12 protein-coding genes and 1 pseudogene are annotated in these 14,058 nt (G+C 47.7%); all 13 read right to left on the reverse strand.

Features of this window, described 5'->3' with window-relative positions; translation table 11 throughout:
- Positions 1-6: 6 nt before the first annotated feature.
- The 13 genes and pseudogenes from rho to ispE all read right to left on the reverse strand — a co-directional run bounded on the left by rho (position 7) and on the right by ispE (position 14,032).
- Entirely contained in the window at positions 7-2,025 is a 2,019-nt protein-coding gene (gene rho / locus BM241_RS06550; protein ID WP_242948292.1) for a transcription termination factor Rho, read from the reverse strand.
- A 573-nt stretch (positions 2,026-2,598) separates the two neighbouring features.
- Positions 2,599-4,221 (reverse strand): CTP synthase, encoded by a 1,623-nt coding sequence (locus BM241_RS06560; RefSeq protein WP_025748190.1) that lies wholly within the window; start codon positions 4,219-4,221, stop codon positions 2,599-2,601.
- 85 nt (positions 4,222-4,306) lie between these two features.
- Entirely contained in the window at positions 4,307-4,951 is a 645-nt protein-coding gene (locus BM241_RS06565; RefSeq protein ID WP_092282332.1) for an MBL fold metallo-hydrolase, read from the reverse strand.
- A 35-nt stretch (positions 4,952-4,986) separates the two neighbouring features.
- Positions 4,987-5,793: a glutamate racemase gene (murI, locus tag BM241_RS06570; RefSeq protein ID WP_025748192.1), complete on the reverse strand. Its 807-nt coding sequence runs from the start codon at positions 5,791-5,793 to the stop codon at positions 4,987-4,989.
- Between the two features lie 14 nt (positions 5,794-5,807).
- Positions 5,808-6,890, reverse strand: coding sequence for a D-alanine--D-alanine ligase family protein (locus tag BM241_RS06575; RefSeq protein ID WP_025748193.1), 1,083 nt, complete (start codon positions 6,888-6,890; stop codon positions 5,808-5,810).
- Between the two features lie 8 nt (positions 6,891-6,898).
- Positions 6,899-7,020, reverse strand: a pseudogene (locus BM241_RS13290) (IS200/IS605 family transposase); the annotation flags it as partial.
- Positions 7,021-7,285: 265 nt separating this feature from the next.
- On the reverse strand, positions 7,286-7,462 hold the full coding sequence (locus BM241_RS06580) for an alpha/beta-type small acid-soluble spore protein (RefSeq protein WP_084054717.1): 177 nt from the start codon (positions 7,460-7,462) through the stop codon (positions 7,286-7,288).
- A gap of 95 nt (positions 7,463-7,557) precedes the next feature.
- The gene (gene ypeB / locus BM241_RS06585; RefSeq protein ID WP_092282333.1) at positions 7,558-8,904 is read right to left on the reverse strand and encodes a germination protein YpeB; all 1,347 of its coding nucleotides are present in this window, start codon (positions 8,902-8,904) and stop codon (positions 7,558-7,560) included.
- A 126-nt stretch (positions 8,905-9,030) separates the two neighbouring features.
- The gene (sleB, locus tag BM241_RS06590) at positions 9,031-9,681 is read right to left on the reverse strand and encodes a spore cortex-lytic enzyme (protein WP_084054734.1); all 651 of its coding nucleotides are present in this window, start codon (positions 9,679-9,681) and stop codon (positions 9,031-9,033) included.
- A 165-nt stretch (positions 9,682-9,846) separates the two neighbouring features.
- The gene (locus BM241_RS06595; RefSeq protein ID WP_092282334.1) at positions 9,847-11,304 is read right to left on the reverse strand and encodes an aminotransferase class I/II-fold pyridoxal phosphate-dependent enzyme; all 1,458 of its coding nucleotides are present in this window, start codon (positions 11,302-11,304) and stop codon (positions 9,847-9,849) included.
- 138 nt (positions 11,305-11,442) lie between these two features.
- The gene (spoIIR, locus tag BM241_RS06600; RefSeq protein ID WP_025748197.1) at positions 11,443-12,327 is read right to left on the reverse strand and encodes a stage II sporulation protein R; all 885 of its coding nucleotides are present in this window, start codon (positions 12,325-12,327) and stop codon (positions 11,443-11,445) included.
- Between the two features lie 73 nt (positions 12,328-12,400).
- A complete protein-coding gene (locus BM241_RS06605; RefSeq protein ID WP_092282335.1) occupies positions 12,401-13,144 on the reverse strand; it encodes a nucleotidyltransferase family protein in 744 nt (247 codons plus the stop codon).
- Positions 13,145-13,147: 3 nt separating this feature from the next.
- The gene (ispE, locus tag BM241_RS06610; RefSeq protein WP_092282336.1) at positions 13,148-14,032 is read right to left on the reverse strand and encodes a 4-(cytidine 5'-diphospho)-2-C-methyl-D-erythritol kinase; all 885 of its coding nucleotides are present in this window, start codon (positions 14,030-14,032) and stop codon (positions 13,148-13,150) included.
- Positions 14,033-14,058 lie beyond the last annotated feature (26 nt).

Here is a 14,058-nt window from a genome sequence, read left to right on the forward strand (position 1 = left end):
CCATGTTTACCGATAGCTGTAATAGCTGTCGCGCTCGACAAAATAGCCGTCTTTCTCCATCTTTTCAAAGTGCTCCAGCATCAAGTCTATAAACTCTTCGTTCGAATTGGTACGCAACAGGTCGTTGATTATAATCTCAATTACCCTGTCCGGCCGCCCTTCGCTCAAGTTCTTTCGTATGGCCCATACGCATTCCAACTCCCTCTGACTGAGCAGCAGCTCTTCCCTTCGTGTACCCGACCGGAAAATATCAATGGCCGGGAAGATCCGCTTTTCAGATAGCTTTCTATCCAAATGAATCTCCATATTGCCCGTGCCCTTAAACTCCTCGTATATCACTTCATCCATACGGCTTCCCGTATCGATTAAAGCGGTGGCAATGATGGTCAGGCTACCACCCTCTTCAATATTACGGGCTGCACCAAAGAACCTCTTGGGCTTGTGAAGCGCCGCCGAGTCAATACCGCCTGACAGCGTCTTTCCGGTTGCTGGAACGGTGAGGTTATAAGCACGGGCCAGGCGGGTAAGGCTATCCAGCAGAACCACCACGTCCTTCCCGTGTTCTACCAACCTTTGAGCGCGTTCCAACACCATCTCGGCCACCTTTGTATGGTGTTCGGGCAGCTCGTCAAAGGTGGAATACACCACATCTCCTTTTATAGAGCGCTGCATATCGGTAACCTCTTCGGGACGCTCGTCGATGAGCAGCACTATGAGGTAGATATCAGGATAATTGGTTGCAATGCTGTCAGCAATCTTTTTGAGCAGCGTGGTTTTCCCTGCCTTTGGAGGTGACACAATTAATCCTCTTTGCCCTTTGCCTATCGGGGCTATAAGGTCTATCAAGCGCGTAGCCAGCTCTTTGGGATTTTTTGGATTTTCCAGCGTTATGCGCTCATTGGGGAATATGGGCGTCAGCTCATCAAACGGCTTTCTCTGAGTAGCCTTTTCAGGGTCTTCGCCGTTGATTGCAGTCACATACAGAAGGGCTTGGAATTTTTCTCCTTCCTTTGCAGGGCGGGTTTTACCTTCCACCAAATCGCCGGTCTTGAGATTAAAACGGCGTATCTGCGACTGAGAAACGTATACGTCTTTGCTGCCGGGCATGTAGTTTTCAGCGCGCAAGAATCCGTAACCATCTGGCAGCACTTCCAATACGCCTTTGGCGTCACCGCATTCCCCTGTACTCAGCAGAATAGGTACAGCGGGATTGGATGTATTAAAGTATTTGCGCGCGTAGGCAACCTGCCTTTCATACTCCTCTTTGTCATAGATGATCCTCTCTAACAGGTCCTCTTTTTTGCGGGCTGCAGCAACTCTCTCCTTTTCAGCATCCTCTTCATCGTCGTGCTCTTCGGGCTGATGCTGCTCCTTGGCTTGATCTGGCTGCTCATTTTCCTGAGCCTTACGCTCTTCCTCGGATTCCACCTGCTTTTCTGCCAATTCTTCCCTTTCAGGGCGCTGCTCGGCCCTTTGTTCCCGTACTTCTTCTTCCTCCTGTTTCACTACACGCAAATGCCGCTGCTCTGAATCTTCCTGCTTCACATCAAGGCCTCTTTCTATCTGCTGCTCTGTCTGGTCAAGCAGGTGCAGCTGTTGGGCAGTTTCCCCAGCTGTCTCTTTCTCCTCAGCAGCCTCCATTTTCCTTTTCCTGGGCCGCCCTCTTTTGAGAGGCTTGGGCTCGGCAGCTTCCCCCTCCAGCTGAGCAGCCCGCTCCTCCTGCCCAGCCTGCTGATCATCCTGCCGCTCTTCCTGCACAGCTTGATCCTGTTGTTCTTCCTGTTGTATCACCTGCTGAGCCTCCTGTTCCTGAGGTTGCTTATCCTGCTGCTCTTCCTGTCTTTTGGCAAGCCATTCCCGCTGCTGCTCTTCCGCCAGCTTCCTGAGCCTCTCTTTTATGCGTTCAATGAGCTCAGCCTTTCTATATCTGGTAACGCCCTTTACCCCTATTTCCTTGCCAAATTCTCTGAGTTCAAATATGTTGTTGTTTTCTAAATTGTTCAAATCAAAATTGCTCAAATCCAAAGTCCTTTCTCCTCGCTTTCTATTTAGGATTTTTGCTGCGAATGCACAAATAGGTATACAGCTTTTGTATGCACTGTGTTTTCTATCATGTTTTGATATTAAATGGTTTACGCGCTTAAAATACACGGAAATATCAGCGACACAGGGAATGTACTGATAAATGCTGACGGGAATACTCTCTCTTCCATATTATTTCCAGCTTCCCGTCTTTCATACAGTGTGCCTTAAATTCAATAAATAAAATAATCAACAAAACATCACAAAAAGCAGCACTTCACACAACATGAAACCATTATATATAATATATACCCCTTGTCATGCTTTTCAACCCAAAACGCCGTTTTATTATGGAAAACTTGCAAAAACAAAATGAACAAAAACTCATAAGCTTTTGTATGTAAATAAACTTCCCTCAATGAGAAAGTAGATTTGAAAGGCATCCAAGGGTACCCACAAGATGGCATTATGAGCAGTTTATAGATATCATACTCTAAAAGCCTTCTGCCGTCAACAAAAAAATTCACAAAAAAACCCCACTCAAAATTAGTAGGGTTACACAAAAAATATATAAAATCACTGCATATTACCGTTCTTACGCCCCTTGTATTCCACAGCAGCCCCCACAAAATCTCTAAACAGAGGATGAGGCCTGTTGGGGCGAGACTTGAATTCCGGATGATATTGCACGCCTACAAACCACGGATGGCCAACCAACTCCACCGCCTCTACCAACCTGTTATCCGGCGAAATACCCGATACAATGAGTCCATGGGCAGAAAGGATATCTCTAAAGCTGTTGTTATACTCATATCTGTGACGATGCCGTTCCTCCACAATTTCCTGCCCATAGGCTTTTCTGATGAGGGTGTTTTCCAAAGTCTTACACGGGTATACCCCCAATCGCATGGTTCCTCCTTTTGAATCCACTTTTTCCTGCTCGGGCATGAGATGTATCACAGGATAGGGGGTATGGGGATCAAATTCGGTGCTGTGAGCGCCGGTAAGCCCTGCGACATTTCGCGCAAACTCTACCACAGCTAGCTGCATTCCCAGACATATGCCGAAATAAGGGATTTTATTTTCCCTGGCGTACTTGCTGGCGTACATCTTGCCCTCTATCCCTCGATCTCCAAAGCCTCCCGGCACCAATATCCCATCCACATCCGACAGCAACGCATCCACATTGCTTTGGTCCACCTGCTCGGAATGAACCCATTTGATTTGCACTTCAGTATCATGATAAAGCCCTCCATGCGAAAGGGCTTCCACCACGCTAAGGTACGCATCATGAAGCTCAACATATTTGCCTACCAATCCGATGGTAACCTTGTTTTTCAAATTCTTCATGCGCCTGACCATCTCGCACCATTCATCCAAATCAGCCTGTCCACAGTTGAGCTTCAACCTTTCAATCACCAGGTCATCCAATCCCTCTTTTTTGAGTAGCAGGGGTACCTCGTACAAGTTATCGGCATCCAGGTTTTGTACCACCTGCCTGGCTTCCACGTTGCAAAACAGCCCTATCTTTTCTTTGAGCTCCCGACTGAGCGGCTTTTCAGAACGGCATACGATCACATCGGGTTGAATACCAATGCTGCGCAGTTCCTTAACGCTGTGCTGGGTCGGCTTGGTCTTCAGTTCGCCGGCCTTTCCCAGATATGGGACCAGCGTGACATGTATATACATGCAGTTGTCAGCTCCTACTTCCCACTTGATCTGACGGATGGCCTCCAAAAAAGGCAGGCTCTCGATATCGCCCACCGTACCGCCAATTTCGGTAATGACCACATCCACATCCGATTCCTGTGCCACGCGAAAAATCCTGTCCTTTATCTCGTTGGTTATGTGTGGAATAACCTGAACGGTGCCTCCCAGGTAATCCCCTCGACGCTCCTTGCTAATAACCGACCAATATATCTTCCCGGCCGTCACGTTGTTATTTTTGCTTAAGTTTTCGTCAATGAACCGCTCGTAATGTCCCAGGTCCAGGTCGGTCTCGGCGCCGTCTTCGGTGACAAAAACCTCACCGTGCTGATAAGGGCTCATGGTACCCGGGTCAACATTAATATAGGGGTCGAATTTTTGGATAGAAACCTTCAACCCCCTGCTTTTCAACAACCTTCCTAAAGATGCGGCAGTTATACCTTTCCCGAGAGAAGACACCACCCCTCCGGTGATGAATATAAACTTAGCCACCTTATCCCCCTCCGAAACATGCTTCAGCAAATTTCTACAACCATCAATTTTATACACCACTCAATCCCGTTGTCAAGGATTTTTATCACGGTTTGTAATCAAGCACCACAATGCGGGTTTTCTTTCCTCCTAAATCCTGCTTTTTAACCTCAAAGGTATGGTCATTGAGACGAGTCCCACCACCCATGACTTGCAAGAACTTATCCACGCCGTCAATGGGAAAATCTATCCTGTCGGTCTTGTAGTGCATGGGTATTACTATGGAAGGCTTGAGGGCTGCAACCACGTTGGCTGCCATCCCTGCATCGATAGTATATGTACCCCCGACGGGTATGAGCAGCACGTCTACATCGCCTATTTGCTCAACCTGCTCATCAGCAAGGGCATGCCCTAGGTCTCCCAAATGGCATACCTTTATGCCATCTATATCGAATACGTATATGATGTTGATGCCCCTTTTGCTGCCACCCTGGTCATCATGGTAGCTCTTTATCCCCTTTATAGGTATGTCCTTTACATAGAAATTTCCTATTTTGCTGATAACCTCGGGGTTCCCAGGCACACCCTGCACATAGTTATGGTCAAAATGTTGGTGGCTTACCGTGACAATATCGGCCTGCTCATCTGGGAGCCTGTATCCCACAGTCTCATCAAAGGGGTCGGTGATTATGGCAACCCCAGAATCCGAGACCAGCCTGAAACAGGCATGCCCAAACCAAGTTATCTTCATAACCTCTCTACCTCCTTTTTAATTTGAAAAAATCGCTAATAGTTTTCAATGTCCACCTTGCCAGCATATTCTATCTCCCTATTCAAAAAACGGCTTCCTATCTGTTTGAATCGCTGGCTGAAATCGCTCAAGTAATACAGGTATTGAGGCTCCTTATCGCTTTCATTGAGCATGCCCCGCTGCTCCAAAATCCGTTTAACCTCCTGAGCCGTATCCACCGCAGGGTTAATCAACGCCACATCAGGGCCCATGACTTTGGAAATGGTATTGATAAGCAAAGGGTAATGGGTACAACCCAATATGAGGGTATCTGCCCCCCACTCCCTCAAAGGCGCAAGATATTTTTCGGCAGTTAAATATGCTATGGGCGTGTCGCTCCACCCCTCTTCTACTATGGGCACAAACAACGAACAGGCCACGCTACAGGTGTGTATATTGGCGTTCATGCCGGCAATGGTCCTGGAATAGGAACCGCTCTGTACCGTGGCCTCAGTCCCAATTATGCCCACCTTACCATTGCGAGTGGCCCTCACCGCGGCAGCCGCGCCGGGTTCCACAACTCCTATTATGGGGATATCGAAAACCTCCTTTACGGCATCCAGGGCCATCGAACTGGCCGTATTACAAGCGATTACCACAGCCTTTATGTTCTGGGTAAGAAGAAACCGTATGCACTGCATGGAGTATTTGATAATAGTTTCCTTAGAACGGGTACCATACGGAAGGCGCGCCGTATCGCCAAAATAGACGATGTTCTCGTTGGGCAGCTGAGCCATCAATTCCTTCACTACCGTCAGTCCACCCAACCCCGAATCGAAAACGCCAATAGGCCTATGATCCACTGCGCAAGCTCCTCTCACTCGGGATGTTTTTCCTTGAACCTGTCCAGCGCAAGCTCGATTAGCCGATCTATAAGCTTGGAATACGGCACACCTGTCGCTTCCCACAGCTTGGGATACATGCTTATCTTGGTAAATCCCGGTATGGTGTTGACCTCGTTTATATACACCTCCAGAGTGTCCTTTTCCACGAAAAAGTCCACCCTGGCCATTCCGCTGCAATCCAGCGCTTTATAAGCCTTTATAGCCAGCTGGCGAATCTCATTGGCTTTCTCCTCCGGCAGGTCGGCCGGTATGATCAAACGCGATTTCCCATCATCGAAATACTTCGCATTATAATCATAGAATTCGTTGCACGGGATGATCTCTCCCAGCACCGAGGCCTGAGGGTCATTGTTACCCAAAACGGCGCACTCGATCTCCCTGCAATCGATAAAAGCTTCAACCACCAGCTTTCTGTCATACCTTCCGGCCTCTTTCAAACCTTCAATGAGCTCTTGCCTGTTGTGGGCTTTTGTAATCCCCACGCTGGAACCCATATTGGACGGCTTTACAAAACACGGATAACCTAAAGCCGATTCAATGGCATCTATTATGTGCTGTGGCCTTTGCTCAAACTCCCGCCTTAACACCACCAGATACTTCCCCTGTGGCAAGCCAAAGCTGTCAAAAACAGCTTTGGCCATAGCCTTATCCATGGCCACAGAGGAGGCCACCACGTCGCATCCCACATAAGGGATATTGGCCAGCTCCAGCAGGCCCTGTATAGTCCCATCTTCGGCATGAGGTCCATGCATTATGGGGAAAACCACGTCTACCTTGTATACCTGGGACGGGTTGTCTACAAGAAAAAATCCCTTGAACGAAGGATCAGCAGGGAACACTATGGGCTTTGAACTGGCTTCCCATACCCCGTTTTGTATGTCCTCCACATCTCCCTCAAACAGGAGCCATTTGCCAGACTTGGTAATACCGATAAAATATATATCATACTTGTCAGGGTCCATATTCTTTACAACCGAAGTGCACGACATCAACGAAACCTCATGTTCACCTGATTGACCTCCAAACAGAACGACTACCTTTAACTTTTCAGGCATATGCTTTCCTCCTTCAGCCTATCCGCCACTTTGCCTACCAAAACTTTGCGGCGGTATTTGGGCACCGTATAAGATAGTAGTCGACGTTGTGTACAGTTGTAGTTGATCGTTTCCATCGCTTTTCGTTCATAACATAGCTATATTATATCACAATTATTATAAGCCTACAATTTATTTAATGCCAGGACCGCCTTTCAGCCCACCCTTAAAGGGATGGGCTTCCTCGACGGATCTCCTTAAACAATTATTATTCAATGTTTCATCGATATTTTCTTTTAAAATATGATGAGACATAAAACTCATTTGATTATCAAAAAATTGCCAAAACACAAATGGTATAACCAAAAGCTTAAGCGGAGGCGGTAGCCTCCGCTTAAGCCTTTGGTACTATATGGCTACTTGGTTCGGCTTATGCTCCTCTCGGCCATTTCTATAGCCTTGGCCACCATGTTGCCGCAGTCGCGAGAAGTCACGTCTCCCCAACCCCTGCTCTTTACAATGTCGTACACGCCCAACTCCTTAGCAATTTCTTCCTTAAGCCTGTCAGACATTATCCCGCGCCTTCTAGCCATAATAATACCCCCTTCTCAAGCAAAAGACGTTTTATTGTCCTTTGCTGATAATAGTTTTCCCCGCCTTACAGCACACTATGCTGCAAAAAATATGGCTAGATTGCCAGGGTTCCATTGGCAGTGTCAATAATTTTCAATATATTAACTTCTTTCCCATTGTTTGCATCGATGTAGACTATGAAGTTATCTCCTCCGTATTCGCCCCTAAACTCATAGCACAGCTTCTCTCCGCCCGACTCGGTGGGAATGATGGCCAACCCTTCGGACTTTATCTTGAGGTTGGGGTTTACCAGCTTTCGCGCTTCGTCAAGCGACAGCCTTGGAGGTTTTATATCCCGCTCTTTATGGGCTATAAGGTAGTTGCGGGCATCAAACCCCACGATACTTCCATCTTCCAGTGACACCTTTACCTTGATCAAATCGGGATATACTATGACATCGCCCTGCTTATATGCAAAATTTATCACCAGGGTGCCATCAAACTTCTGGCTGTAAGTGGGTACCATCGACCTGTATCCTTTTTGGGATAAAAACCTTTCAGCCGAACGCCGCGCCTCCTCCACGGAGATCCTGGCGGACTTAATCTCCCCATCTGAAATCATATTTACCACCTTACCGCCTCTCTTGCTGACAGAGAGGAAGATGGTCCCATTGCCGTTTTTTGGTTTTATATACACTCCCCAAGTCTCTATATCAGCCGTAGTCTGAGGGCCGTTATTTATCTCAGCTACCCTGTCCCTCCCAACAAAGTCGGCAGCAATCTCCTCGGCCTTTTTCTGGTCAATAGCCTGCCCCTGGATGCGGATATCCCTTTTTTGCTGAAGCGTTTCAGAGAAAGGGCCATCATATATCAGTGTGGGGTAATCAATGCCAGTCCTCTCTATTCTCATAAACTGCCTCTCAATCAAGTTCTCAGCATCTTCATTGAGCTCCTGCTTGACCTTTGCCTGCCTTATTTCGCCCCATTTCACCCCGCCCGAATTGATGTTGTCAACCAGTACTTTAAGCTCATCGTTCAACCGCGCACAGCTGTTATGTAATTTCTGGAGGTTATTCATCTCCTCTACCGAGATGGTTTGATCCCGTCCCACCTTTTTGGTCAGGTAATAGCAGTAATCTGCTAGCTGATTTATGAACTTCGAGGTCTTAATGAGCGATAGATGTCCCAAAGGCAACTGTCCCAGATTTACCTGGGCGGCATCGGCCTGCCTCCACACATCAGAAAGTAGCATCATGCTCTGCCCCTGATCGCCGCTCACCATCAACTTTGAAAGCTTGGTCTCTATATCACCTATCTGCCCTACCAGCTCGAAAAACGACTTTTGATACAGGTTTTCCATATAGTTTCGATACTCCAAATTCTGCAAATACTGGTTGTATCCCCACAGCCCTACCACTATCAAAGCCACCGCCAACACTATTGTAAGTATCCATCTGGTCATGCGCCTTGCCTCCTGTCATACCATATTGGTTATCTCCTGTAAAGGGCCGATATGCCCCTGAACCGTAATGCTTTTGCTCCCCGAACACATGAATATTCAACAATATCGCTTGCGTTACCACACAGCCTATTTGGCAAAACGGTGATTACCAATGACGATGTGCACCGGCCTTGACCATATCCAGCCGCTGGTCGCCTTGGCCGGATTGTAATAATAAAGCGCACCGTAAGTGGGGTCCCAGCCATTTAAAGCATCCCTGGCAGCACGCAGCGATTCTTCATCGGGAGCCAGGTTGATCTGGCCATCAGCAACGGCCGTAAAGGCACCTGGCTGATATATTACCCCTGCGATAGTATTGGGAAAAGAAGGATGTTTTACGCGGTTTAACACCACTGCCGCCACTGCTACCTTTCCGATGTAGGGTTCGCCTCTGGCCTCGGCGTGTACCAGTCTGGCCAGCAAGTACAAATCCCCGCTGCTGTGCGTTCCACCGGCCCTTGAAGCCTGGTAAGAGGTAGTAGCAGTGCCCGTAAGGGTAATGCCCAAGGCCGCCGCCGTCTGCGGCCCCACCACTCCGTCCACTTTTAAACCATTTTTTCTTTGAAAAAGCTTCACCGCTTCAAAGGTCTCGGGACCGTAAACTCCATCGATAGGGCCATCATAATAACCCCATTGTTTGAGCTTCCTCTGAACCTCCATCACTTTGCTGCCAGTAGATCCCCAGTACAGTATGGTTTCAACGGCAGCATCTTGCCCTTTCCAATGATCTATGAGCATTGCGCCACAAATAAAAAGGGTTAACAAAACAGCTATAACAGAAAGCCTTTTTTTACGACTCATACCATCTCCCTTTCTAGCATATGGCTTCTGTTATATTTTTTGTTAACCCAAAACCGAATATACCCACCAAAATATTCCTTTGTAGTATCGCTATAATCAGGCTTATATATCTAGCACCTTAATATAGTTGATAAACGGGTCTTCTGTGCCCTGAAGCTGTGTCTCTTCTTTCTTTAAAGCCTGAACATACTCCACCACCTCATGGGTGATGCGTTCCCCTGGACAGATCACTGGAATCCCGGGAGGATATGCCATTATCATCTCGCCGCTTATCTCGCCCACAGCCTCCTCCAGCCTAACGCTTCGCTTCGGGCTATAAAAAGCATCGCGCGGTCTCACAATCATCTCGGTTTTGCAGGGCACCAGATTGCAATTAGGCTTGTTTTTTACACCCCTCTTCCTGGCAATGTCCTTTAAAGCCTCAATGAGCCTGTCTATATCTTCTTTTTCATCGCCAAAAGTTATGATCGCCATTATATTGTAAAAATCCGAAAGCTCGATCTGGATGTTGTACTCCTTGCGAAGGACGCTCTCCATTTCATAGCCGGACATGCCCAGCTGCCGAACGTATATGCTGAGCTTGGTCTCGTCAAAGTCGTATACACCAGGACTTCCCACCAGCTCTTTACCAAAGGCATACAGCCCTTCAATCTCGTTTATCTTTTCTCTAGCATACCGTGCCAGTTCCAGCGCCTTACTCACCAGTTCCCTTCCCCGCAAAGCCAGCTGCTTGCGCGCCATATCAATTGAAACCATGAGAACATACGAAGCACTGGTTGTTTGTGTCAGGTTAAGCACCGATTTTACGCGGTTGCTGCTTACCTTATCGCTTTCACGGATGAACAAAGCCGAACTTTGAGTCATGGATCCGCCGGTTTTGTGGAGGCTGACGGCGCTCATGTCGGCTCCCGCTTCCATAGCAGACATGGGCAGCTCATCACTAAACGGCAAATGCGCCCCATGAGCTTCGTCTGCCAATACCAACATGTTGTTCTGATGGGCTATCCTGCAAATCTCCTTCAGGTTGGACACCGCACCATAATACGTTGGATTTATGACAAACACCGCCTTGGCTCTGGGATGATTCTTTATGGCCTCCTTCACGCTGTCCACAGACATGCCCATGGCGATGCCCAAATCATAATTTATCTCCGGCTGAACGTATACGGGTATGGCACCGCTCAGTATCATGGCCCCGATGGCGGACTTATGGGCGTTTCGGGGTATGATTATTTCATCACCAGGTCCGCAGGCATAGAGGATCATAGCCTGTACCCCTTGCGTGGTGCCGTTTACCAAAAAGAACGAATCGTCTGCGCCGTATAGCTGAGCTAAAAGCTTTTCAGCCTGTTTGATAACACTGATGGGATTACATATATTATCCAAATCCTCCATTCCGTTGAGGTCTATTTGAAACACTTTTTCGCCTAAATACTCTACCAGCTCACCAGCTCCTTTGCCCTTTTTGTGCCCTGGTACGTGAAATGGAATTACTCCATCCTCGACGTTTTTCTTGAGAGCTTCAAACAAAGGGGCTGTGTTCTGATCTAGCTTTTCCATGCTTTCTACCCCTTCCCCTTGAGAAAATCAACAAAAAGCAAAAATCCTTTTTGCTTACAAAGAATTATTACAACACAAATCGGCTTAAATTGCAATAACAATTTTTTATAACAAAAAAAGGGTGCTATACGCACCCTTTTACCGGTCCCAGAAACTTAAAAAAGAAAACAACCTCTTTATCTTAACGCCTGAAACCTTTATCCATTCCACCACTTTCCACCTGTATTCTATTTTTGCTGCACCTTCAGATTCACTGGTCATACTATAAGAAGCAGATGAGCGCTGCTGGCCCTTTACACCATCCTGCTCATCAGCATGGCCCGTTATGCTACTGCTTGTCCCCGTATTATCAGCAGATTCATCGTATCTCGGCTTACCACTTCCTGTATAGCCTTCGTCCTCTTCATCAACCGATTTTCCAAGCACAACGGCTTCCGTCCCCTCGGCAACCCTCTCCTCTTGAGGTTCAGGCTTTTGAATCTCGATGGCTATACCGGTCTGTGAAGCGTTGTCACCCCTTGTTGCTGTCTCGTCTTTCTGTTTGGCCACCCCGTGGGAGATATCTATAAAGCACAGCGGCGGAAACATTACGCACCACCAGTTGGATCCTTCTCCCTTGCCTATGACCACCTTCAAAGCCTCATATTCCCCCGCCGGCAAAACCAGATGGCCATACGCCTTGGTGGGAAACGGAAAGCGCCCAAACTGAACCTGCACAGGATATGACTTGCCGGACCGCTTTATTTCAAGAAAGGCAATCCTCTCTATCTCGTCTATGCTGTCCTTGATTTTCTCTCTTCCCGTTTCTATCGAATCGATATTGGCAAACTCCCTACCAAACCTCTCCAGCAATCTGTCCCGTACTCTGAGCTTCAAAGCTTGATCTTCCGGAGAATCGCTGTTTGCCACCACATGAAAACGTATATACTGCTTTTGAGAAGCATTTGCGCACACGCCAACTGTTATCAACGCGACTATTAAAAAGATTACAAATGAGTACACCGCCCTTTGCTTGTGCTTCACTGCCAATACCCCCAATACCTGCCGCATTATTCTAGACCGATATTAGAAGTATTGACAGTTTTTAATTTTTTAATCATCTGGACAGGTATTTCTCCACCATTTCGATATCGCTGGGTTTGTCCACATCATTGGCCAGCTGCGGAAAGGGGGATATGATGGCCACTGCCTTTATGCCCAGAAGCTCAAAAAAGCGCTGCTCCACCTTTGATATCGACAGCCTGCCTAAAGTCAATAGGGTCAACAGGTCAAGGCCCAAAATCCTGGCTATTTCCCATGGGGTTTTACGGTTTTCAATGAGCAAAGCCGCAAAGTCGCGGCACCGTTCAAAAATGGCGGGATTTATGTAAAATATATTGCCTCCAGTAAAGGTACCTTCTTTAAGCCGCACGTAAGTCCTTTTAAAGCCGGGATACAGGCTTTCATTTAAACTCTTCTCAACGATGGGATAACACAAGTCAGCATCGGTAGTTATACACCTATTTACAAAGTCGTCCACCACTTCGCTTGTGAGCAAGGGTATGTCAGATGAGACGATTATTACCCTTTTATCGTTTTTGAAGGGCTGCATGGCAGCCTCCAAATTTTCAAAGAACGAACCTGTATCCTCAAAGTAATAGTCCACTCTGCTTCCAAGGCAATCCTTTAAAGGGTCAACCGGCCCCACGATAGAAATGCCGTCCACTGAAGAAGAGCACCTCAAAGCATCAACTACATATTCTATCATGGGCCGACCACAAATGCTCAGCAATGCCTTATTGGTTACATTAATCCTGGCCAGGTCGGCCTGGTTATCCCCTGCCAATATTACCGCATTCATGCCTTAAAAAACCTCCTCCACCACCTGTACCCCCAAGCTCACAGTTTGAGCAACAAAGCACTGCGAATATTTCCGATTGAGCGCTGCATATGCCTTTCGCGCCGCATGCTCATCCTCAAAAAGACCATATACAGTGGGACCGCTTCCGCTCATACAACACCCAACAGCCCCTTGCCTCATAATATCGTCCTTAACCGTATTTATCCGAGGGCACAATTCAATGGTTACTCCCTCAAGAACGTTTACCATGTTTCGGGCAATGCCTTTAAAATCCCTGTGCTGTAAACTATCCATCATGCCGGCTATATCCGGCCTTACAGACACTTGGCTCAAATCCAGCCTGCCGTAAACCTCGGCCGTGGGGACGCGCTGCTCAGGTGTTACCAGAACCAGCCACATGCCTTCAGCCGGAGGAAGCGCCGTTATCTCCTCTCCTCTGCCTCGGGCCAGGGCAGTGCCCCCAACAACGCAAAACGGTACGTCGCTCCCTATAATGCCGGACAGGGCCATAAGGTCTTTCTCATGAAGATTGAGGCCCCACATCCTGTTAAGCCCCACCAGCACAGCAGCGGCATCAGCGCTTCCTCCAGCCATACCCGCCGCCACAGGGATATTCTTGTGCAGCTCAATCTCAACCCCCTTTGCAATGCCAAACCTTTCTTTAATCAAAGCAGCCGCCCTGTAAGCCGTATTTGCTTCATCTACAGGGATGCCGTCCATATCGCATCTGATGCTTACTCTATTATCCTTTTCCATAAGGACGACGATATCGCATAAATCTATCGACTGCATGACCATCTCTACATCGTGATAGCCATCGGAGCGCTTTCCTATCACATCCAGCGCCCAGTTGATCTTGGCGTAAGCCTTTAAAGCAATCCTTCTCATCCCATTCTCAACCCTTGCTTTACAGT

It is taken from the genome of Caldicoprobacter faecalis (genome assembly GCF_900115765.1).
In the GTDB taxonomy this organism is placed as follows: Bacteria; Bacillota; Clostridia; order Caldicoprobacterales; family Caldicoprobacteraceae; genus Caldicoprobacter; species Caldicoprobacter oshimai.